This is a genomic window from Streptomyces sp. NPDC051364 (assembly GCF_040682115.1).
In the GTDB taxonomy this organism is placed as follows: domain Bacteria; phylum Actinomycetota; class Actinomycetes; order Streptomycetales; family Streptomycetaceae; genus Streptomyces.
In genome coordinates, this window is record NZ_JBFBAH010000043.1 from 26,069 (window position 1) to 46,722 (window position 20,654).

At 70.7% G+C, this 20,654-nt stretch carries 18 protein-coding genes and 3 pseudogenes; 14 read left to right on the forward strand and 7 right to left on the reverse strand.

Annotation, left to right across the window (positions count from 1 at the left end):
• Positions 1–52 precede the first annotated feature (52 nt).
• From AB0M76_RS39780 to AB0M76_RS39800, 5 genes and pseudogenes are all read left to right on the forward strand, one after another.
• Positions 53–604 carry an isochorismatase family cysteine hydrolase gene (locus AB0M76_RS39780; protein WP_365957620.1) on the forward strand — a complete coding sequence of 184 codons (552 nt, stop codon included), beginning with the start codon at positions 53–55 and terminating at the stop codon, positions 602–604.
• A gap of 99 nt (positions 605–703) precedes the next feature.
• Complete coding sequence (locus AB0M76_RS39785; RefSeq protein WP_365957621.1) at positions 704–1,333, forward strand: DNA polymerase ligase N-terminal domain-containing protein; 630 nt, start codon at positions 704–706, stop codon at positions 1,331–1,333.
• Positions 1,334–1,344: 11 nt separating this feature from the next.
• A complete protein-coding gene (gene ligD / locus AB0M76_RS39790) occupies positions 1,345–2,349 on the forward strand; it encodes a non-homologous end-joining DNA ligase (RefSeq protein ID WP_365957638.1) in 1,005 nt (334 codons plus the stop codon).
• A 32-nt stretch (positions 2,350–2,381) separates the two neighbouring features.
• Positions 2,382–3,280 (forward strand): annotated as a pseudogene (gene ligD / locus AB0M76_RS39795) (non-homologous end-joining DNA ligase).
• Between the two features lie 16 nt (positions 3,281–3,296).
• Positions 3,297–3,905: an endonuclease gene (locus tag AB0M76_RS39800; protein ID WP_365957622.1), complete on the forward strand. Its 609-nt coding sequence runs from the start codon at positions 3,297–3,299 to the stop codon at positions 3,903–3,905.
• 363 nt (positions 3,906–4,268) lie between these two features.
• On the opposite strand, the gene AB0M76_RS39805 is transcribed toward AB0M76_RS39800, so the two are convergent.
• Positions 4,269–4,490 (reverse strand): hypothetical protein, encoded by a 222-nt coding sequence (locus tag AB0M76_RS39805; protein ID WP_365957623.1) that lies wholly within the window; start codon positions 4,488–4,490, stop codon positions 4,269–4,271.
• Positions 4,491–5,163: 673 nt separating this feature from the next.
• Between AB0M76_RS39805 and AB0M76_RS39810 the strand changes: the two genes are divergently transcribed.
• Positions 5,164–8,115, forward strand: a complete 2,952-nt coding sequence (locus AB0M76_RS39810; protein WP_365957625.1) for a HAMP domain-containing protein — start codon at positions 5,164–5,166, stop codon at positions 8,113–8,115.
• A 33-nt stretch (positions 8,116–8,148) separates the two neighbouring features.
• Here AB0M76_RS39810 and AB0M76_RS39815 read toward each other — a convergent pair whose 3' ends face one another.
• The 3 genes from AB0M76_RS39815 to AB0M76_RS39825 all read right to left on the reverse strand — a co-directional run bounded on the left by AB0M76_RS39815 (position 8,149) and on the right by AB0M76_RS39825 (position 11,305).
• Positions 8,149–10,416 (reverse strand): SpoIIE family protein phosphatase, encoded by a 2,268-nt coding sequence (locus AB0M76_RS39815; RefSeq protein ID WP_365957626.1) that lies wholly within the window; start codon positions 10,414–10,416, stop codon positions 8,149–8,151.
• 75 nt (positions 10,417–10,491) lie between these two features.
• Positions 10,492–10,908 carry a hypothetical protein gene (locus AB0M76_RS39820; protein ID WP_365957627.1) on the reverse strand — a complete coding sequence of 139 codons (417 nt, stop codon included), beginning with the start codon at positions 10,906–10,908 and terminating at the stop codon, positions 10,492–10,494.
• Positions 10,901–11,305: an STAS domain-containing protein gene (locus AB0M76_RS39825; protein ID WP_365957628.1), complete on the reverse strand. Its 405-nt coding sequence runs from the start codon at positions 11,303–11,305 to the stop codon at positions 10,901–10,903. Before AB0M76_RS39825 ends, AB0M76_RS39820 begins: the two co-directional genes overlap by 8 nt.
• Before the next feature lie 149 nt (positions 11,306–11,454).
• Here AB0M76_RS39825 and AB0M76_RS39830 point away from each other — a divergent pair, with 149 nt between their 5' ends.
• Positions 11,455–11,793: a helix-turn-helix domain-containing protein gene (locus tag AB0M76_RS39830; protein ID WP_365957629.1), complete on the forward strand. Its 339-nt coding sequence runs from the start codon at positions 11,455–11,457 to the stop codon at positions 11,791–11,793.
• A 329-nt stretch (positions 11,794–12,122) separates the two neighbouring features.
• Here AB0M76_RS39830 and AB0M76_RS39835 read toward each other — a convergent pair whose 3' ends face one another.
• Positions 12,123–12,329, reverse strand: a complete 207-nt coding sequence (locus tag AB0M76_RS39835) for a hypothetical protein (RefSeq protein WP_365957630.1) — start codon at positions 12,327–12,329, stop codon at positions 12,123–12,125.
• A 3-nt stretch (positions 12,330–12,332) separates the two neighbouring features.
• Complete coding sequence (locus AB0M76_RS39840) at positions 12,333–14,123, reverse strand: thiamine pyrophosphate-requiring protein (RefSeq protein ID WP_365957631.1); 1,791 nt, start codon at positions 14,121–14,123, stop codon at positions 12,333–12,335.
• Between the two features lie 984 nt (positions 14,124–15,107).
• Here AB0M76_RS39840 and AB0M76_RS39845 point away from each other — a divergent pair.
• The 4 genes from AB0M76_RS39845 (at position 15,108) to AB0M76_RS39860 (ending at position 18,620) form a co-directional block, all read left to right on the forward strand.
• Complete coding sequence (locus AB0M76_RS39845; protein ID WP_365957632.1) at positions 15,108–15,638, forward strand: SRPBCC family protein; 531 nt, start codon at positions 15,108–15,110, stop codon at positions 15,636–15,638.
• A 95-nt stretch (positions 15,639–15,733) separates the two neighbouring features.
• Complete coding sequence (locus tag AB0M76_RS39850) at positions 15,734–16,720, forward strand: LLM class F420-dependent oxidoreductase (RefSeq protein WP_365957639.1); 987 nt, start codon at positions 15,734–15,736, stop codon at positions 16,718–16,720.
• Positions 16,721–16,733: 13 nt separating this feature from the next.
• Complete coding sequence (locus AB0M76_RS39855; protein WP_365957633.1) at positions 16,734–17,405, forward strand: HAD family hydrolase; 672 nt, start codon at positions 16,734–16,736, stop codon at positions 17,403–17,405.
• 969 nt (positions 17,406–18,374) lie between these two features.
• The gene (locus tag AB0M76_RS39860; protein WP_365957640.1) at positions 18,375–18,620 is read left to right on the forward strand and encodes a DUF6479 family protein; all 246 of its coding nucleotides are present in this window, start codon (positions 18,375–18,377) and stop codon (positions 18,618–18,620) included.
• Between the two features lie 54 nt (positions 18,621–18,674).
• On the opposite strand, the pseudogene AB0M76_RS39865 reads toward AB0M76_RS39860, so the two are convergent.
• Positions 18,675–19,055 (reverse strand): annotated as a pseudogene (locus AB0M76_RS39865) (hemerythrin domain-containing protein); the annotation flags it as partial.
• A gap of 363 nt (positions 19,056–19,418) precedes the next feature.
• Here AB0M76_RS39865 and AB0M76_RS39870 point away from each other — a divergent pair.
• The 3 genes and pseudogenes from AB0M76_RS39870 to AB0M76_RS39880 all read left to right on the forward strand — a co-directional run.
• Positions 19,419–19,475 (forward strand): annotated as a pseudogene (locus AB0M76_RS39870) (hypothetical protein); the annotation flags it as partial.
• 127 nt (positions 19,476–19,602) lie between these two features.
• Positions 19,603–19,836, forward strand: a complete 234-nt coding sequence (locus tag AB0M76_RS39875; RefSeq protein ID WP_365957634.1) for a hypothetical protein — start codon at positions 19,603–19,605, stop codon at positions 19,834–19,836.
• Positions 19,837–20,413: 577 nt separating this feature from the next.
• On the forward strand, positions 20,414–20,654 hold a 241-nt coding region (locus AB0M76_RS39880; RefSeq protein WP_365957635.1), incomplete at its 3' end, for a hypothetical protein.

Here is a 20,654-nt window from a genome sequence, read left to right on the forward strand (position 1 = left end):
GCCAGGCCGGCGTGGTGTCGGGCCGGGGCGTCGGCATGTGAGGTGCAGGACCATGGCGGCGACCGCACTCGTCATCATCGACATGCTCAACACGTACGACCACAAGGACGCCGATGTCCTGGTCCCGTCCGTCTCACGGGTCCTGCCCGCCGTGGTCGACCTTCTGGAACAGGCGCGGGAGCGGAACGTTCCGGTGATCTACGCCAACGACAACTTCGGGAAGTGGCGCTCCCATCACGGCGAACTCCTGGAGGCGGTCCTGGCGGGCCCGCACGCCGACCTCGTGGAGCCACTACGTCCCGACGAGGCCGCATATTTCGTCGTCAAGGCGCGCCATTCCATCTTCTATGAGACGCCGCTGGCCTATCTCCTGCGCTCGCTCGACGTGAGCCGGCTCGTCCTGTGCGGGCAGGTCACGGAGCAGTGCGTGCTCTACTCCGCCCTCGACGCGCACATCCGCCACCTCTCGGTCACGGTCGCGGCGGATGCCGTCGCGCACATCCACAAGGACCTGGCCGAGGCCGCTCTGCGCATGATGGAGATCAACATGTCTGCCCGCATCGTGCCCGCGGCCGAAGCCTTCCGGTGGTGCGCCCCGGCCTGACAGGTTCGACGCCCCGTTCCCGCAGGCGACGACTGGCGCGCCCGGTCCCGGGTAGCCGCCTGATAGAGGCTGCTGCCACGAGGGTGCGAGGAGGAGGCCATGACGGACAAGGGGAAGCTGGCCCGATACCACCGACGGCGGGACTTCTCGAAGACGGCCGAGCCGGAGGGCGGCTCCGGGGGGCGGTCGGCGGGCGGTCCGCCGTCGTACGTCGTGCAGATCCACGACGCGCGCAGCATGCACTTCGACTTCCGGCTCGAAGCCGACGGCGTCCTGAAGTCCTTCGCCGTGCCCAAGGGCCCCTCCAAGGATCCGCACGACAAGCGTTTCGCCACGCCCACGGAAGACCACCCGCTGGCCTATCGCGACTTCGAGGGCGTCATCCCGCAGGGCGAGTACGGCGGTGGCACGGTCATCGTGTGGGACGAGGGCACCTACCGCAACGCCACGTCGGACCGGGACGGCCCTGAGGTTCCTCTCGCCGAGGCACTGCAGCGGGGCCACGCCTCGTTCCGGCTCGACGGCCGCAAACTGCACGGCGGCTACGCGCTCACCCGGATCCGCAGCGCCGGGGAAGGGGAGCGGGAGGCGTCGCTCCTGGTCAGGCAAGCGGACGAGCAGGCCGCGCCCGCCGGCACACCCGACCCCCGGCGGGCGCGATCGGCCCGTACCGGCCGCACGCTCGGGCAGGTCGCCGCAGCCGCGCGATCGGGGGGTGAGCGAGGGTGAACACGTCATCCATGGAACGGCTGCCGGAGGAGCACCGGAGTCTCCTGCGTCCGGCGCCGACAGCACCCGGCACCCCGATGCTCGCCACGCTCACCGCGCGCCGCGCCTCCGGCGAAGGCTGGCTCTTCGAGAGGAAGCTGGACGGCGTCCGGGTCCTCGCTACCCGCCATCACGACGTGCTGCAGCTGCTCTCCCGCGGCGGTAAGCCCTTGGAGGCCACCTATCCGGAGGTCGCCCAGGCGCTGGCCGCCCAGGAATGCGACGACTTCACCGTGGACGGGGAAGTCGTCGCCCTGCGCCGGGGACGCACCGAATTCGCGCTCCTCCAGCAGCGCATGCAGCTCACCGGCCCCGAAGCGGTCCGAGCCGCGGGCCGCATCCGTGTCATGTACTACGTCTTCGACCTGCTGCGCCTGGACGGACACGACACCACCCGGCTCCCCTTGCGCACCCGCAAAGCACTGCTGCGCGACACCTTCGGCTTCCGCCCACCCCTGCGTTTCACCCCGCACCGCAATCGCTTTGACCCCGCCCTCCTCGACCGGGCCTGCGCCCACGGCTGGGAAGGCCTGATCGCCAAACGTGCCGTCGCGCCCTATGCCCACCGCCGGACCGCCGACTGGCTCAAGCTCAAGTGTTCGGGCGGCCAGGAGTTCGTCATCTGCGGATTCACCGAGCCGGCGGGCCTGCGGGTCGGCTTCGGCGCCCTGCTCCTGGGCTACCACCAAGGCGGACGGCTGCGTTACGCCGGCAAGGTGGGCACGGGCTACGACACCGCCACCCTGCGCGCCCTGCGCCGACGACTCGACGACCTCGCACAGGAGCAGCCCCCGTTCCCGGCCGGCGCCGTGCGGGACCGGGCCGCGCACTGGGTGCGCCCCGAGCTGGTCGCGCAGGTCGCCTTCACCGAGTGGACCACGGCCGGACTGCTGCGCCACCCCCGCTTCCTGGGGCTCCGCGACGACAAGCCCGCCCGCGAGGTGGTCCGCGAACGACCAGAGGTACGAGGTTCATGACAGCCAAGCAGCGGACGACCGCGCTCCGGCGCATACGGGCCGGCGGCCGCAGCGTCGAGATCGGCCACCCGGCAAGATCCTGTTCCCCGGGGACGGCATCACCAAGGCCGACCTCGCCGAGTACTACCTCACCGTGGCCCGCAGGATGCTGCCCCACCTGCGCGGACGCCCCCTGATGCTGGAACGGCACCCTGACGGGACGCAGGGCACCTCCTTCATGCAGGAGGAGGTGCCGGACCACTTCCCGGACTGGATCCACCGCGCCGAGCTGCCCAAGCAGGACGGCACCGTCACGTACGCCGTCTGCGACGACACCGCGACCCTGGTCTACCTCGCCGACCAGGCGTGCATCACCCCGCACCGCTTCCTGTCCCGGGCGGACCGCCCTGACCACCCGGACCGGCTGGTGTTCGACCTGGACCCGCCCGGAGACGACTTCGCCCTGGTACGGAAAGCCGCGCACGGCCTCCACGAGCTGCTGGACGAGCTGGAGTTGCCGTCCCTGGTCATGACCACCGGATCGCGTGGCCTCCACGTGATCGTGCCCCTCGACCGCCGGGCACCCGTCGACGGCGCACGGTCCTTCGCCCACGCCGCGGCCGACGTCCTCGCGGCCCGCCACCCCGACCGCTTCACCACCGAGCCGCGCAAGAAGGCCCGCCACGGCCGCCTCTACCTCGACGTCCAGCGCAACTCCTACGCCCAGACCGTCGTCGCCCCCTACGCCGTGCGCGCCCTCGCCGGTGCTCCCGTCGCGGCGCCGCTGGCCTGGGGCGATCTCGACGTACTCGGTCTCACCGCCCGCCGCTGGGCCCTCTCCGACGCCGACCGGCTCCTGGCCGAGAACCCCTGGCACGACCCCCCGCGACCCCGCTCCCTCACCAAGTCCCGGCAACGCCTCACCACACTGATCACCCGAACCGACCCCTGACGGAGGGCGGCCCGAGATGACACAGCGCACCACGGTCCGGGACCTGCTGGACGAGCACGGGCGGACCCACGCCGAGGAAGCGGGCATCCGGCTGCGGACCACACCCGCTCCGCTGTACCAACTCCTGACCCTCTGCGTGCTCTTCTCGGTGCGCATCAAGGCCGACATCGCGGTGGCCGCGGCCCGCGAGCTGTTCGCGGCGGGGATGCGCACGCCCCGGGCGATGGCCGCCGCGTCCTGGCAGGACCGGGTGGACGCCCTCGGCCGCGCCCACTACCGCCGCTACGACGAGAGCACCGCCACCGCGCTGGGGGAGGGGGCGGAGTTCCTCCTGGCCCGGTACCGCGGGGACCTTCGCCGGCTCCGCGACGCCGCCGACGGGGATCCCGGCCGGATCCGTGAGCTCCTCCAGGAGGTCCCGCGGATCGGACCGGTCGGAGCGGACATCTTCTGCCGCGAGGCCCAGGGCGTGTGGCCCGAACTGCGCCCCGCCTTCGACGGCCGCGCCCGCGATGCCGCCGCCACGCTGGGGCTCCCAAAGACGCCGGCCGGCCTCGCCCGCCTCGTCACCGCCGAGGACCTGCCGCGGCTCGCGGCCGCCCTGGTACGGGCCGAACTCTCCTGAGGAACCGGACCCGCATGCCGACGGCCTACGGGGGAAGACACCCCGGCACGGCGCCGACCGGGCCGGAGGGCGCGGGAACCGAGGTTCGTCCGGCCGGGTCCACGTGAGGGAACTGTCCTGCCCGGTCGGCGTTGATCGCCGTTTTGCCGGCCGGCCGACGGCCGACAGGGTGGAACCCCGGGCCCCTGATGCGAATGGCGCGGTCCGGCAGGGGCCAACGGCTGGCAGCCGGGTGCTCACGTCCTCGAACCGTGACCAGGCGACGCCGTCGATGGCCACGACGGCTTGGCCGCCACGTCGCCGCTGCGGTCGATCACGCGCTTGACCCCATGCCCACGGAGGGCGGACCGACACGGCGTCTGATCACCACTCGGGGTGGACGTCATGGCTGTCGTAGCGGACGCCGGATGAGGTGACCCAGGGACGGAAGCGGCCGGGACCGGTTCCGTCGTGGGCGTACGCGACCGGTTCGAGGGTCTCATCGGTGACGATCACGGCCCCGGCCTTCTGAGCACTGCGCAGGGCGTGGGTCCAGTGCCGGCCGCGGTGGCCGCTGCGGTAGTCGGGCGTCTTGCACTGGGACATCGGGTCTCACCGCCTTGACACGGCCTGGTCCGGCTGCTGCCGGAGGAGTCATATACCCCGATATGCGCCTGCCGAACATGTGACCGATCGCGTCGTGACGATTCTGGCACGGCGTGACGCCTGTGTCCGCGACGGAAGCCCGTCCGTCGCGGGCTGCCGGGCCACCCAGTGCGTCCCGTCACCACGCCGTCGGCGGTCCCGGAGGGCGATGGGTGCGAGCGACGAGGTGGCGGGCCGTCTCGCCGATGCCCAGTGCACCCTGGGTACGGCCACTGCGCAACGAGGTCAGCGACGCGAGCCACGCGCTGCCGCAGCTCCGGCCGGGGACTGCCCTGGGCCTTCCCGGCGGGCACGGCCTGATGGTGATGAACCGGCTCGCCCGGCGCTGGGGAGTGATGCCCCGGAGGGGCGGGAAGTCAGTGTCTGGCTTGAGGTGGCGGCTCCCATCCCGGTCCGTGCCGTGCGCGCGCCCGGTGGCTCACCGGTGTCGTCCACCGGTTGGCCGGACACACATACGCCGGGTCCGTGGCGGTCCGGCGAGGGGTCCCACCCCGACGGGCCGCCGGAATCCGCGCGGGGGCGCTGACCGCCAGTGCCGAGCGGGCGGGCCGGGCGTTGCCGCCGGGATGTCCGTCCCCGCGACGCGTGCCACAGTGGAGGCGGAGGTCCGTCCATGAACGAAGTACGGCAACGGTCCGAGCTCGACGAGGAGCTGCGGCGGCTGCTGGACGGACTCAAGGCCGTAAGGGACGGAGACTTCACCACCCGCCTGCCGGAGGGGTCCGAAGGCCCCCTCGGCGAGATCGCGACGGTCTACAACGGCATGGTCGACCAGCTGTCGCTGGTCACCTCCGAGGTGACCCGGGTCGCCCGGGAGGTCGGTGCCCAGGGGCTCCTCGGCGGGCATGCCCGGGTCCACCGGGTGAGCGGCATCTGGCAGGAGCTGGCCACCGGTGTCAACACCATGGCCGACAACCTCACCTCGCAGGTCCGCTCGATCGCTCAGGTCGCGACAGCCGTTGCCAGCGGTGACCTCACCCGCAAGATCCGCGTGGACGCGAGCGGAGAGATCCTGGAGCTGAAGGAGACCATCAACACGATGGTCGACCGCCTCTCCTCCTTCGCCGAAGAGGTGACCCGGGTCGCCCGCGAGGTCGGCACCGAAGGCAAACTCGGTGGTCAGGCCACAGTGCAGGGAGTCTCCGGCACGTGGAAGGATCTGACCGACAACGTCAACTCGATGGCCGACAACCTGACGAACCAGGTACGCAACATCGCCCAGGTGACCACGGCGGTCGCCAAGGGCGACCTCACCCGCAAGATCGACGTTTCCGCCCGCGGCGAGATCCTGGAGCTCAAGACCACCATCAACACGATGGTCGACCAGCTCTCCTCCTTCGCCGCCGAGGTCACCCGCGTCGCCCGCGAGGTCGGAACCGAAGGCAAACTCGGCGGCCAGGCCGAGGTGGAGGGGGTCTCCGGCACCTGGAAACGCCTCACCGAGAACGTCAACGGGCTCGCCGGCAACCTGACCCGCCAGGTACGTGCTATCGCCGCCGTGACCAGCGCCGTTGCGGAGGGCGACCTCACGCAGTCGATCACCGTTGAGGCCCCGGGCGAGGTCGGAGACCTGAAGGACAACATCAACGCGATGGTCGAGTCGCTGCGCATGACCACACGGGCCAACCAGGAGCAGGACTGGCTCAAGACCAACCTCGCGCGGGTGTCCGGCCTGATGCAGGGCACCCGCGATCTGACCGATCTCGCCCAGCTCATGATGAACGAGGTGCCGCGGCTGGTGGCCGCCCAGTACGGCGCCTTCTTCCTCGCCGAGGAGGACGCCGAGGGCCCGTGCCTGGTCATGCGGGCCTCCTTCGGCTCGCCCGACGATCCCACCGCGCCCCCCCGCAGGTTCCGCTTCGGCCAGTCGCTCGTCGGGCAGGCCGCGGGCGCGCGCCGCACCCTCTCCGTGGAGCAGCTGCCACCCGGGTACGCCACCATCGCCTCCGGCGCCGGAGCCGCCGAACCGGGCGCCCTGATCGTCCTGCCGATCGTGGTGGAGGACCAGGTGCTCGGAGCAGTCGAACTGGCTTCCCTCGCCCCCTTCACTGCCATCCACCGGGACTTCCTCGACCAGTTCATCGAAGCCATCGGCGTGAGCGTCACCGCGCTGATCGCCACCGCCCGTACCGACGAGCTGCTGGAACGGTCGCAGAGTCTGACCGCCGAACTCAGCGCGCGTTCGCAGGAACTCCAAGCCAGGCAGAAGGAGTTGCAGCGATCCAATGCCGAGCTGGAGGAGAAGGCCGCCCTGCTTGCTGACCGCAACCGCGACATCGAGCGCAAGAACCTGGAGATCGAGCAGGCCAGGCGCGAGCTCGAAGTGCGAGCCCAACAGCTGTCGCGCACGTCCATGTACAAGTCGGAGTTCCTGGCCAACATGAGCCACGAGCTGCGCACCCCGCTCAACAGCCTCCTGATCCTTGCCCAGTTGCTTGCCCAGAACGTGGAGGGGAACCTCACCGACAAGCAGGTCGACTACGCCGAGGTGATCCACTCCGCGGGCTCCGACCTGCTTCAGCTGATCAACGACATCCTCGACCTCTCCAAGGTCGAGGCGGGAAAGATGGACCTGCACCCCGAACTCTTCCCGGTGCGGCAGCTGCTGGAGTACTTCGACGCGACGTTCCAGCCGGTGGCGGCCGCCCGCGGACTGGAGTTCCGCATCCTCACCCGACCGGGACTGCCCGACGGGCTGCTCACCGACCAGGCACGGCTGCGCCAGGTGCTGCGCAACCTCGTGGCCAACGCCCTCAAGTTCACCGAGCAGGGACACGTGGAACTGCGGGTGGGCCTGGCAGCGGCGCACGAGATCCCCGCCGACGTGGGCCGCGGGGAGCATGACGTGGTTGCCTTCCGGGTGTCGGACACGGGCATCGGCATCGCCGAGGACCGGCTGGAGACCGTCTTCGGCGCCTTTCAGCAGGGTGACGGCACCACGAGCCGCCGCTACGGGGGAACCGGACTGGGCCTGTCCATCAGCCGTGAGGTGGCCCACCTGCTGGGCGGGGCGATCGAGGCCAGCTCCACGCCCGGCGAAGGCAGTGTCTTCACCCTCTACCTGCCGGTCCGGGCGCCGGCGCGGGCCGCTGCGGCCGGGCGTCCCCAAGCCATCGGCCGACCCGCTCCCGCGCATGACGCCACTTCGACGGGCCTCGTCCCGGACGCCGCCGAACGGGGCGAAGGCCCCGCCGCGCCCGGCCGCACCGTACTCGTCGTGGACGACGACACGCGCAACGTGTTCGCCCTGACCGAGATCCTCCGGCGCGAGGGGATGCGGGTGCTGCAGGCCGAGAACGGCCGCTCCGGCCTGGAACTGCTCGCCGCCCACGACGACATCGACCTCGTCCTGATGGACGTGATGATGGCGGGCATGGACGGGTACGCCACCACCGCGGCCATCCGTGCGATGCCGGCCTACGCCCACGTCCCGATCGTCGCCGTCACCGCCCAGGCGATGCCCGGCGACCGGGACAAGGCCCTGGCCGCCGGAGCCGACGACTACGTCACCAAACCCGTCGACGCCGACGACCTGGCCGCGCGCATCCGCGTCTGGCTGCACTGACGGTCGCCGCCCAACCCATGGCCCCCGACTGCGCTACGCCACCTGGATGAGCACCATGCTCGTATCGTCGTCCGTGTCCCCGCGCACCTCCGTGAGCAGCCGGTCGGCCAGATCGCTGATGTCCAGGTCCGCAAGCCGCTCCACCACCCCAGCCAGGAGCGCCAGCCCCTCATCCAAGGCGCCGTGTCGGCGCTCGACGAGCCCATCGGTGTAGAAGATCAGCAGGTCACCGGGGTGCAGCGCCGTGACCGACTCGGTGTACGCCACCGACGGCACCGCCCCCAAAAGGATGTCGCGCGGCGGATCCAGCAGCGACGCCCGGCCCTCACGCAGCAGGAGCAGCGGTAGGTGCCCTGCGCTGGCCCAGCGCAGCAGCCGGGGCCGCGGCTCGTACAGTGCGCAGACGGCGGTAGCCGTGGGATGGCCGGAGGTGGCCAGGGCGACCTCGTTGAGCCAGCCCATCAGGTGCCCGGGAGGATTCCCGGTGAACGCCAGACCACGCAGCGCGTTGCGCAGCGCCACCATGGCGGTAGCCGACTCGATGCCGTGGCCGGCGATGTCGCCGACAGCCAGCATCACCCGGTCCTCGGACAGCGGCAGGACGTCGTACCAGTCGCCGCCCACTCGGTAGTCCTCCGCGGCCGGCCGGTAGCGGGCGGTGACAAGCAGCCCGGGCAGCCGGGCCTCCTTCGGCACCTCGGGAACGATCGCCTCTTGTAGCTCGAGCACCAGTTGGTGCCGCACCGCGGCCTGCGCCTGCACCGCGGTCAGCTGATCGTAGGTGGCGCCGAGCGCCACCTCGGTCCGGTGCAGGGCCGACACGTCCTGGTAGATGCCGGTCACCGCAACGGTGGTGGCCTCCTTCACCTGAGGCTCCGCGGCGATCCGGACATGGCGCATCCCACCGTCCTCGCGGAACACCCGGACCACGGCCTGCGCACCCTCCTGGCGTCCCGTCAGGGACTCGATCAGGGCGGCCAGTTCAGCCGTGTCGCCGGGATGCAGCCGCGGAGCCAGCTCGCGCAGCGAGATCGCCGCGGCATCGCGGCGCACTCCGAAGACGGTGTACGCGCGTTCGCTCCAATGGGAGTGCCCCGAGACGAGGTCGTCCTCGAACAGCGCCATGTGGTCGAGCCGGTCGAGCACCCGGGGAAGCAGCAGTGCCGACTCGTCCGCCGGGTTCCACAGCAGCACGGCCCGTACCGGTCCGAGCGGCAGCACCAGTACGTCGTTCAGCGCGCTGCCGTCGCGGTCTGCGAGTCGGTCCGCCTGTCCCGGAGCCGCGTCCGCGCGCGCCTGTTCCAGCATCCGCACCAGCTCCGCGCAGTGGCCTGGCAGCACCTCGGCCAGTGCGCGTCCGGCAGGCTCCGGCAGCGCGCAGAGCTGCTGGGCGGCCACCGGGTTGGCGTGCTCGATCCGCCAAGCGGACGTGCCCTCGTCGAAAGAGAGCGCGAGAGCCGCGTGGACCAGGCAGTCCAACAGGGTGCCGAGCAGTCCGGGATGGCCGAAACCATCCGGATCCGGCGCGGCGTCGAGCACCCGCGCCGCGCTGTCGCAGATCCCCTCCACGGCGCGCCGCATCGGCGCGTCGAAAGCCGTAGGCCCGGGCCAGGCCGCGAGCAGCACACCGGTGACCGCCCCTTGGTGGCGCAGGGGCAGGACCGCCCGCGCGCAATCGGATGCGGGTCCGGGCAGCGGTTGCCCATCCTCGGTGCCGGCAGGCAGCCAAACGGGGCGGCCGTCGACGAGCGCCGTGCGCAGGGGGCCGCCGACATGCGCCGGCAGCCACTGCCAGTGCGTGGACTGCAGCGCGTTTCCGCCGGCCTGGGCGGCCAGCTGGAGACAGTCGGTGGTGGTCCGCCGCCACAGCCATACGGCTCTCGCGCCCAGGGGGCGAAGGCCGCCTTCGAGCAAGGACGCGGCGGCTTCCTTCGCGACGTCGGCCGACGCAATGGCCGCGTCGGTGCGCCGTACCCTTCGCGCGGCGCCGCGGTCCTCTTCCGCAGGCGCGCGGACTGGCGCCGCGGAGGCGGATCCGGCGGCGGCGTTGACGATGTCGGCGGCGACGTCCGACGGGTCCACACGCGCTTGTGTGGCCAAGCGGCGCAGATGGTCCGCGGCATCGGCGGGGGGCACAGACAGCTGGACGACCAGGATTCCGGTCGCGAGGTCGAGCAGATGGCGGTCGGCCCGGCCCGCCCGGAGCTCCGCGATCTCCTCGGTCAGCGCGCGAACGGAGCGCACGAGCTCGTTTTGGGCGGAAGCGGGGTCGGGGCCCGGCGCGCGGACGGGCTCGTTCATGTCGACTCCGGGAGCTGTGCAAAGTACGCCGGCATCGGTCCGAAAATGCCTCGATAGTGATTCTACTCGGGCATGTCACACAGCGTGCGGCGTGCGCCGCACGCCATCTCCTGCGGGTTCGGGTTCGGGCGATGCCTCAGCGGCCGGGCGGCGGGTGACGAGCAGCAGCCCGCCCTCGTACGCCGCGACCTCGAACCCCGCGGCCCGCAGTGTCTCGGTCAGGGCCATGAACATGGACCGGCGGATGCCGTCCAGCTCGGTGATCTCCTTCAGGTCGGCCTGGTCCCGATGCATCCTGAGCGTGGGGCCTATGACGGCCCCGGGCAGCCAATCGAGCAGGAGCCCCTCGCCGCAGCGGCGGAGTTGCAGCCCGGTACCCCGTGCCGGCCGGTCGAATCCGGCCTCGGCAAGGATCCGGTGCACCGCGTCGAGCAGGTCGTCCCGCCCGCCGGTCACGGGATGCCGATGCGGAGGCGAGCCGTGGTCAGTCATGGCCCGCGCCCCCCACGGCCGGATGCAAGCCGGGCCCGGAGTCGTTCGGGAAGTAGTCGAGGGTGCCGGTCAGCGCCAGCAGCCGGGCGACCCGGGGGCTCATGCTGCGGATCCTGAAGCGCCGGGCGCGATCGGCGCCTGCGTCCAGTCGGGCCTGCAGGAGGGCGTTGAGCCCGGAGCAGTCGCAGAAGGTCACGGCCGTCAGGTCGAGCACCAATCCTTGGGGGTAGGCGCTCAGGGCGCAGACCAGGACCTCGCGGAGTTCCGCGGCACAGTCCTGATCCATTTCTCCGGCGAGGACGACCACCGCGCCGCCCACGCCATCCGGTTCCACACGCACGGTCGAACATGTCTCGTCGGTCTGCGTCGTCGCTTCGAGTTCCTGAGCGGGGGCCATCTCCGACTCCCTTGGACCAGTCGGATCGCTGTCAGATCGATCGTGCGCCGCATACCGTCATACGTCAAGAATTACGGGAAAAGAATTTCGCGTCTTGTCTTACGTGTCTCGGATTGCGCGAGTCGCCTTACACGACTTGTCTCACGCGAATGGAACAGCGCATGATGGAAGGCATGGCAAGCAGCTCAGAACGTCGCCCCGCGTGGACGTTCCTGACCAATCACGCACGGGTCCTGGTGGTGATCTCCCGGGACCCCGGGGTTCGGCTGCGTGATGTCGCGGCCATGTGCGAACTCACCGAGCGGACGGTTCAGGGGATCGTCGCCGACCTCGAAGCGGACGGGTACCTGACGCGCTCGCGCGACGGTAGACGCAACCGATACGAAATCGCCGAGGGGGCGATGTTCCGGCACCCAGCCGAAGCCGGCCACGAGGTCGCAGGCCTTCTCGCCCTGCTCGCCGAGGACGACCCTTCGCTGAGGCGGTGACAGCGCGGGGGCACGAGTGCGGCGCTGGGGCGGTGAAGCGGGACGAGTGGTGTGGCAGCCGTGACACCGCCGTGGGGCCGCAGCATTTCCATGCCGTCCACCCCGACGACCACCCGACCGGCGCCGCCGCCTCGTCCGCGTGGTGCCTCATCCGCCGAGGGCGGGCAGCGCGTTCTTCGCGGTAGCCCGCTAAAAACGCCTCGCCATCGGGGCCGATCTGCCCGATGTACACCTCTTCGAAGCCCCCCGTCCACGCAGGCGGGCACGGCCGCCAAGTGCTCCTCGACGTCGCCGCCGCAGGGGACGTTCTCCGACACCTGACGGCGTTATCACCCGGCAACTGCTCCGTGGGCCAGAGCCGGTGCGCGGTGTACACGGTGCGAGGGACCCACCACGCCGAGTGGGACCTGCCGGTAGTTCGACGCATCGGTCGAGTAGGCCCCGAGGCTGCCCGCGTCGAAGCGGACCTCGCCGTCCACCTCGGCCCGCAACGCGCGTTCCAGGCCGGCGAGGTCGATGTCAGAGGCTGCGGCCACCGCTCAGTCCTTTCCTCCGCCCCCGGGAAGGAACTCCTGGACCTTCGCCTTGAACCCCTGGCGGACAACGGCTGCGCGGTCGCTGTCCCCACGCAGCACCGCCTCGGCGGCGGCCTTGATCTGGTCCCAGGTGGCGTGCGGCGGAATCGGAGGTACGGCCGGGTCCGTCCGGAAGTCGATGACGTACGGCCGGTCCGCGGCCAGCGCCCGGCGCCAGGCCGCTGTCACGTCGTCAGGGTTCTCCACCCGCTCGCCGCCGAGTCCGAACAGGGCGGCGACGTCGGCGTAGGGCACATCCGGGATGCTCTGCGAGGGTTCGAACTGCGGGGCTCCCTGCAGGGCGCGCATCTCCCAGGTCACCTGGTTGAGGTCCCCGTTGTTGAGTACGGCGACGACCAGCCGGGGGTCGGACCACTCGCCGTAGTACTTCGCCGCGGTGAGGAGTTCGGCCAGGCCGTTCATCTGCATCGCGCCGTCGCCGACGAGCGCGATGGCCGGACGGTCGGGGTGGGCGAACTTCGCACCGATCGCGTACGGCACGCCGGGGCCCATTGTGGCGAGGGTGCCCGACAGGGAGCCGCGCATGCCGTCGCGCAAACGCAGGTGCCGTGCGTACCAGTTGGCCGCCGATCCGGAGTCCGCCGTGACGATCGCGTCCTGAGGCAGCAGCTCGTCCAGCGCGTGGACCACGTACTCGGGATTGACCGGGTCGGCCGGCACCTCGGCGCGCCGCTGCATCACCTCCCACCAGCGCGCCGTGCCCTGCTCGATCGTGTCGCGCCAGGCGCCGTCCGTACGGCCCTCCAGCAGCGGTGCGAGGCGGCGCAGCGTCTCGGCCGCGTCACCGACGAGGTTGAGCTCGAAGGGGTAGCGCAGGCCCACCAGGGTGGGGTCGATGTCGATCTGCACCGCACGGGCCTGGCCGAATTCCGGCAGGAACTGTGTGTAGGGGAAGCTGGAGCCGACCACGAGCAGGGTGTCGCAATCGCGCATCATCTCGTACGACGGGCGGGTACCGAGCAGCCCGATCGAGCCGGTGACGTACGGCAGGGTGTCGGGCAGCGCGTCCTTGCCGAGCAGGGCCTTCGCGACCCCCGCGCCGAGGAGCTCGGCGACCAGTTCGACCTCGGCGCGGGCGTGCCGGGCGCCCTGCCCGATGAGCATCGCCGGCTTCTCACCGGCGTTGAGGATCTCCGCCGCCCGCGCGAGGTCGTCGTCGGCCGGAACGGGGGCGTAGCGGCCGAGGCCCAGGCTGGAGGGCACCTGCTTGAAGACGTGGGCGGGCGCCTGGTAGTCGAGTTCCTGCACGTCGGCGGGGATGATCAGCGCGGTGGGGGCCCGGCGGGCGGCGGCGATGCGCAGGGCCCGGTCCAGGACGTTGGGCAGCTGCTCGGGGACGGTGACCATCTCGCAGAAGTCGGAGGCGACGTCCTTGAAGAGGGACAGCAGGTCGACCTCCTGCTGGTACGAGCCGCCCATGGCGCTGCGGTCGGTCTGCCCGACGATCGCCACGACGGGCACGTGGTCGAGCTTCGCGTCGTACAGGCCGTTCAGCAGGTGGATCGCACCGGGGCCGGACGTGGCCGCGCAGACGCCGGTGCGGCCGGAGAACTTGGCGTATCCGACGGCCTGGAAGGCGGCCATCTCCTCGTGCCGGGCCTGGATGAACCGTGGCTGGTTCTTGGCCCGACCCCACGCGGCGAGGAGGCCGTTGATGCCGTCCCCCGGGTAGGCGAAGACGTGTTCGACGTCCCATTCCCGCAGGCGCTGCAACAGGTGGTCGGCGACCTTCATTGTGCTGCTCCTTTTCGGTCCGATTCGGCTCCGCTTCCGTCGCCTGCCCGGCAAAGTCCGACCCAATCGCGTCGCCGCGGTCAGGCACCGGAGCGCGGAGACGCGGGTGGTGAATGCGGCGATCCAGGCAGCCGAGTCGGTGGCGATCCTCAGGGTGGGCAGCACCGGGCCGGGAAGGAGCGCGGCGAGCAGCAGACGGCCGACCTGGGTCCGAGCCGTATGCGGCAGGGCAGGCTGCCCCTGATGGGGTGCGCGGAGGGCGGCGCCGATGATCGGATTGTCCGGCACGGCTCCAGGCCCCACTGGCCACGGCCGGCCTCCCTCGGGGCATTGTCGCCGCGCTCCGGGCGATCCTGTGCCCGCCGCTTCGAAGGCGGCGGCACCAGTCCCGATGACCAGGCCCTGCCCGGTCGTCCCCGGGCCCCTCAGGACTGCGTCCCGGGTTTAGGCGGCCGCGGCTCGGGGCGGTGGAAGGTCAGGCATGGAGTCTGCTGTAGGGGCAGTCCCCGGCGGCCAGGTAGCGGAAGGAGCAGGCGCTTTCGTTGGCCGGCTCGACGGTGACGGAGGGTTCTGCCGTCCGTGGGAGGCCGCGCAGATCCGGTCGATGACACGCCGTCCGTCAGCGCCGGCGTCCCATGCCCGCTGCGGCCCGTGCGTGGGCAGCCGGGCGTCGGGGCGAGGGGACGTAGGGCGGGTTGGCGATGACCAGGGTCGAATCGGCGCCCCTGGATGCGCAGGGGCAGCCGCTGCCGCAAGCCGTTCAGGCGGGCCGCCGGCGGCAGGGCTCCTGCCCACGTCAGGGACGGGAAACCGGGCGCCGCGAGCGGAATGAACGGATCACGGGCTGCGCCTACCCGGTATCGGTGCATCTGACGGCCCCGGGTGCCCCGGCCGGTGCCACGTGCCGGGATTGAAGCAGGGTGTGCCGGGCAGGCGCCGCGTAGCCGGCAGGCAGTCGGCCTGATCGCAGGGAGGAGAAACCTCGTGAGCATGGTGAAGGAATCCGTCGACATCGACGTTCCTGTGGGCAGCGTCTACAACCAGTGGACGCAGTTCGAGGAGTTCCCGCGTTTCATGGAAGGCGTCGAGGAAGTTCGCCAGATCGACGACCGACACTGCCACTGGAGGACCAAGGTGGCCGGTGCCGAGCGTGAATTCGACACGGAGATCGTGGACCAGCTGCCCGACGAACGGATCTCGTGGCGGTCGGTGAGCGGCGACGTCGAGCAGAAGGGCGTAGTGACGTTCCAGCGCCTGGACGACGCCCACACCCGGGTCAGCTTGGCGATGGACTTCGAGCCCCAGGGCGTGGCGGAGAAGGCCGGGGACGCGCTCGGGGTCCTGGACCGTCGGGTCAAGGGCGACCTCAAGCGGTTCAAGGGCTTCATCGAGGAACGCGGCCAGGAAAGCCGCGGCTGGCGTGGGCGGATCGCTCCCACGGACGCCGCTCCGTCTACCTCCACCGGCAGCGGACCGCTCGGCAGTACCTCGCCGGACGACATGCGGCGCAGCTGACCGCTTCGGCGCCCCGGGGCAGTCGTCTGCCCCGGGGCAGGGCAGACGATTCTTCGCGCAGGGACCCCAGGGGGCGACGGTCCCTTCACGAGCGACTGGAAGGACACGTCTTCATGCCGGTACGAATCGGGTACACGATGATGACCGAGCAGGCCGGAGCGCGTGAGCTGGTGTCCCACGTGGTGGGAGCGGAGAAGGCGGGGTTCGACTTCTCGGTCATCTCCGACCACTCCTTCCCCTGGCTGGAGTCGCAGGGACACTGCCCGTACGCCTGGAGCGTTCTGGGGGCGGCCGCGCAGGCCACCTCCCGGATCCCGCTCATGACGTACGTGACCTGCCCGACATTCCGCTACCACCCAGCGGTCGTCGCGCAGAAGGCGGCGACGATGCAGACCCTGTCCCAGGGCCGGTTCCGGCTGGGGCTGGGCTCGGGCGAGAACCTGAACGAGCACATCGTCGGCGCCGGCTGGCCAGCCGCCCACGTACGCCTGGAGATGCTCGAGGAAGCCGCCGACATCATCCGGAGGATGTTCACGGGCGAGTACGTGAGCCACCACGGTGCCCACTACGACGTCGAGAACGCCAGAGTCTGGGACCTGCCCGAAGAGCCGCCTCCGCTCGGGATCGCCGTGTCCGGCCCCCGCTCGTGCGAGCTCGCCGGCCGGCACGGCGACCTCGTGATCGCCACGGAACCGAAACAGGAGCTGCTGGAGCAGTTCGATGCCCACGGCGGAGCGGGAAAACCCCGCGTCGGACAACTCCCCGTCTGCTACGACACCGACCGCGACGCCGCCGTGGCCCGGGCGCACGACCAGTTCCGCTGGGCCCTCGGAGGCTGGAAGGTCAACGCCGAACTCCCCGGCCCCGCCAGTTTCGAGCAGGCCTCGCAGCACACCCGCCCCGAAGACGTGGCCGAGGCCATCCCCTGCGGCGACGACGTGGACGCCTTCGTCGAGGCCGTACGACCGTACGCGGAGGCGGGATTCACCGAGGTCGCCCTCGTCCAGATCGGCGGCGACCAGCAGGAGGCCTTCCTGAAATGGGCCGAGGCCAAACTGCTGCCAGCCCTCCGGAACCTGTGAGGAAGCCGCCGCCATGAACCGCGCTGCTCTCTTCGATGTCGACGGCACCCTCACGGACACCAACCACCTCCACGTCACCTCCTGGTGGGAGGCACTGCGCCAGGGCGGGCACCGGGTGTCCATGCATGACATCCACCGGGCGATCGGCCTGCCCGGCGAAGACCTCCTGGACCACCTCCTCGGAGAGGACCGCGACCGCGGCGACGACGACCGGATGAGCTCTGCCCACGACACCCTGTACGCCACGTACTTCGATCGGCTCCCCGCCTTGGACTCGGCGGCCGACCTCCTGCGAGCGCTGTCGCAGGCAGGCTGGAAGGTCCTGCTGGTCACCTCCGCGAAGGACAGCGAACTGGGGGCCCTGCGCCGGGCCATCGACGCCGACGACGCCATCACCGACACCGCGACCTCCGACGACGTCGAACAGGGCAAGCCGGCGCCCGACCCCGTGCACCACGCCCTCGAACTGGCCGGGGTGCCGCCCGAGCGCGCGGTGTTTGTGGGCGACACCGTCTGGGACATGAAGGCCGCCGACCGGGCCGGGGTGGCCAGTGTCGGCCTGCTGTGCGGTGGGATTCCTCGCGCCGACCTGAAAGAGGCGGGAGCCGCCGCCGTGTACCGGGACCCGGCCGACCTCCTGGCGGGCCTGGGCGACAGCCCGTTCTCCGAGGTGCCGGCCGCGTGAACCTCGCCCCGAAGGCTCGTCAGAGTTGAATTGCTCCGTCGAGCCGCCCGGGCCCACCGCAAGGGCCCTCTCGGGCCCTCCCTGGGGGCGCTCGCCGAGGAAGTGGCCGCGGACCGGGAGACTCTGCGTGAAGTGATGACCGACCTCGATGTCCCTGTCATGCGCACCAGAGTGGCCCTCGGCTGGTTTGCCGAGGGCTTGGTGATGGACCTCATCAGCCGGCCCGGCTCGACAACCAGGGAAGGCGGCATACCCGCCAGCCTGGCTCCCCGGCCGTGACCGTGCGCGCGGAACGGTCTGTACGGATGCCGTGGACCTGCCGGGCCCGGCTTGCGGCCGGATTCCAGGTGGGTCCGGTATCGAAACGGGCCATCACCCGGCCCCGGCGGGACCGGGCGGGCGTCTTCCACGGCACGATCGCCGTGGCCGCGATCCGGCTGCGGCTCCGCCCTTGAGCCGCAGCCAGGGAGGCCGGGCTGCCGACGCCTGTCTTCGGCGGCCGGAGCCTGTTTATGGAATTACCATTGGAGTCCGCAATTGGGGAGGTAGGGCTTCTTCTCGCATACCGGGGGCGACGGGTATATCGGTGTCTTAATCGTGTGGGGGCTGTGGTAAGTCATCTTACGCGGAAGATTACCGGAATCATCGTCGGAGACCACGGTGACCGCCGAGGAGGGGGCGGTAATGGTGGCGGAAGCAGAGGTCGCGAGCATGGCACCGGATGCCAGGGCGGTCAGGGCCAGGCCCATCGTGATCCCGAATTTCTTGCCGAAGTTGTGATTCATAGGAGTGGTCCTTCGTAGTGCAGGCGGGGCGGGGCTCGGCCTGCAGATGTGAAGGCGAGGTCCGGGGCTCGGCCTCGCGGTGTGCCACGCGAACTGGAAATGGGCACCTCTTCAGTAGGCCGGAGTGGACGACTTTGGTCATGTCCCGAGAAAACGTGTCTCGACAAAGACGGATGCGTGAGCTATGAGCCGCAGGAAGGGCGCAGGCACGGCGCTGTTCACCGCATCCCCGGCGGGCCGCCCAGTCTTCCTGATCGTGGTCGGCGTGGTCATCGTTGCGCTCTTGATCGCGGCGTTCTGGTACGGCGCACGGCGTGCCGCAGCCCGTAGGGACCTCTGTGCGCAGCCGACGGACCAGAGCCCTCGTGCGCGCGCCCGGCAAAAGTCCTGGCAGACCCCAGACGACCGTGAACAGGATTCCCGCCCCTGACCGCTCGTGGAGCCGGTCAATGGCCAGCCCTGCGGCGGACCCCACGTGGTGGCGCACGTTCTCTGCCAGGACGCTCATCTTGGCCTTGAAGCGCTCGTCGGAGGGGTCCATGTCCTTGAGTTCGGAGAGCATCCACACCACGGCATGGTGCTCCTCGATGCTCTCGAGAATGTGATCGGTGGTCTCAGGCGCGGCCTCTCGGGCGGCGGGGCAGAAGACCTGCTCCTCGATCCAGGCGTGCACGGTGAGCTCTTTGATCACCTCGTCGGCGATCGCCCGCCGCTCGGTGAGATCGTCGTCCCCGGTCTTCTCGAACCGTTTGAACAGCTTCTCGACTGTTTTGTGGTCCTCGCGCAGCAGCACGATCGCGTCCATGTCCGTCTCCTCCATCGTGATGCGCGGGCATCGGTGCCGGGCGGGCACCAACGCCACCATCGCTCCGCAGGCGCCGAGGACCCCTGTTTCCGGCGCTGGACACACAGGAGACCGCTCGCCCGGACCAGCGCCTCCCGCATGCCGATGGTTGAAGGGGGAGAGCCATCGTGCCGCCTTGGCGGGGCGCCGATCCGGGCACACGAACGACACGCCGCACACGAGATCACCTGAGCCGGTGCGACATCGCGAGTGGCCTGCCGCAGCCTCAGGCGGGCGGTAACGGGCTGATGGTGAAGACCTGGCCGGTCGTGGCGGCCAGGAGACGGCGGAACCGGCGGCTGGGAGCAGGCGAGGCCGAGCTGTGACCGGTCGCCGAACTCGCCGAGACCTTGGAACGGCACGTTCACCGACGTCCAGGTCAACATGTATGCGTCGTGGACCCCGGCCGAGGGTTTCGGCGTCCACCGGGACGACCACGACACGGTGGGCTTCCAGCTCGAGGGCTCCAAGCGGTGGCGCCTGTACGGGGCCACCCGCCCGCCCGGACCTGCTCTGCGACGACGTCGAAGCCCCCTCACCGCCCGACGGGGAGCCGGTCGCCGAGATCATGCTGCGCGCCGGCAACATGCTGTACGTCCCTCGATGCTGGTGGCACGCGGTCGCCGCGACCGAGGGCCGGTTCCTGCACCTCTTCGGCACCCCAGCCGTACCCGTCGCCGAACTCCTCGTGTGCGCCCAAGCCTTCCAGGCCGCTGACCGGACTCCCTTCTACGCCACGCTCGCCGACTCGGTCCGGAGCTACCTTCAAGCCCTCGCAAGCAGGCAACTACCCGCGGCCTGACCACAACGACCACTGCGGGAACCTTCGCTCTCAAGTCCTCTCAAGGGTTCCCCAGGGGCTATCGGTGGGTTGAATGCTCCAGCCAGTCGGCCAGCGGCGGTGCTGCGGAGCGCCTTCCGGCGTCGTCAAGCGAGCCCGTGCGTCTTCGAACCGGGCGTCGCTGGTGAAGGTCGCGTCCTCGAACCAGGCGGGGGCGCACGACGTCGATGCACTTGGCTCTGTACACGCCGAAGAGCAGCGTTTCGACAGCGGTTCGGGAGTTACCTTGGCCGTCCGCGCCGAGCCGTTGTTCATGACGCTGGGAGGCACCGCCCACCGCCGGGCAGTCGGGCCGCCGGTCTGGGCGCCCTCGGAAGCCGGCTAGCCGCTATGCAGTTGACATTTGGCCAAGGCCGTCCGGGGAGGGAGCGAGGGCCTAGAGTCGCGCCCGTGAACATACCCGTGGCGGTCCGTTGGGCCCTGCTCGCCTGCGCCGGCCTGAACCTCTTCTTCGCGCTGAGGGCGCTACACCGCATGCGCCGGGCCGGGCCACCGGTCCGGCCCCGGTCTCGACGCCCTCGACCATGCGCTTGGCACGGTGCTGATCGGCGCCCTCGCCGCGGGCGGCGACCACCCGGCCGTCGTCTTCGCCGCCCTGACCCTGCTCGGCCCGGTGATGCTCTGGAAGGCCGTCCGCGAAGCCCGTGCGCCGCGAGTCGAAGGCCCGAACCCCCGCCGAGGCCGGCTAGTGCCGCGTCAGGCAGCGTTTGCCCTTCAAGGAGCGGCGTCCGGTGCGTGCTCTCGGCGTGCCGGCCGCAAGCGCTCGTACTGGACGTACT

Excerpts from the sequence above, each read along its gene's own strand:
- AB0M76_RS39780 (WP_365957620.1), top strand. The coding sequence starts at position 53 with ATGGCGGCGACCGCACTCGTCATCATCGACATGCTCAACACGTACGAC.
- AB0M76_RS39785 (WP_365957621.1), top strand. The coding sequence starts at position 704 with ATGACGGACAAGGGGAAGCTGGCCCGATACCACCGACGGCGGGACTTC.
- ligD (WP_365957638.1), top strand. The coding sequence starts at position 1,345 with ATGGAACGGCTGCCGGAGGAGCACCGGAGTCTCCTGCGTCCGGCGCCG.
- AB0M76_RS39800 (WP_365957622.1), top strand. The coding sequence starts at position 3,297 with ATGACACAGCGCACCACGGTCCGGGACCTGCTGGACGAGCACGGGCGG.
- AB0M76_RS39805 (WP_365957623.1), bottom strand. The coding sequence starts at position 4,490 with ATGTCCCAGTGCAAGACGCCCGACTACCGCAGCGGCCACCGCGGCCGG.
- AB0M76_RS39810 (WP_365957625.1), top strand. The coding sequence starts at position 5,164 with ATGAACGAAGTACGGCAACGGTCCGAGCTCGACGAGGAGCTGCGGCGG.
- AB0M76_RS39815 (WP_365957626.1), bottom strand. The coding sequence starts at position 10,416 with ATGAACGAGCCCGTCCGCGCGCCGGGCCCCGACCCCGCTTCCGCCCAA.
- AB0M76_RS39820 (WP_365957627.1), bottom strand. The coding sequence starts at position 10,908 with ATGACTGACCACGGCTCGCCTCCGCATCGGCATCCCGTGACCGGCGGG.
- AB0M76_RS39825 (WP_365957628.1), bottom strand. The coding sequence starts at position 11,305 with ATGGCCCCCGCTCAGGAACTCGAAGCGACGACGCAGACCGACGAGACA.
- AB0M76_RS39830 (WP_365957629.1), top strand. The coding sequence starts at position 11,455 with ATGGAACAGCGCATGATGGAAGGCATGGCAAGCAGCTCAGAACGTCGC.
- AB0M76_RS39840 (WP_365957631.1), bottom strand. The coding sequence starts at position 14,123 with ATGAAGGTCGCCGACCACCTGTTGCAGCGCCTGCGGGAATGGGACGTC.
- AB0M76_RS39855 (WP_365957633.1), top strand. The coding sequence starts at position 16,734 with ATGAACCGCGCTGCTCTCTTCGATGTCGACGGCACCCTCACGGACACC.
- AB0M76_RS39860 (WP_365957640.1), top strand. The coding sequence starts at position 18,375 with ATGAGCCGCAGGAAGGGCGCAGGCACGGCGCTGTTCACCGCATCCCCG.
- AB0M76_RS39875 (WP_365957634.1), top strand. The coding sequence starts at position 19,603 with ATGCTGCGCGCCGGCAACATGCTGTACGTCCCTCGATGCTGGTGGCAC.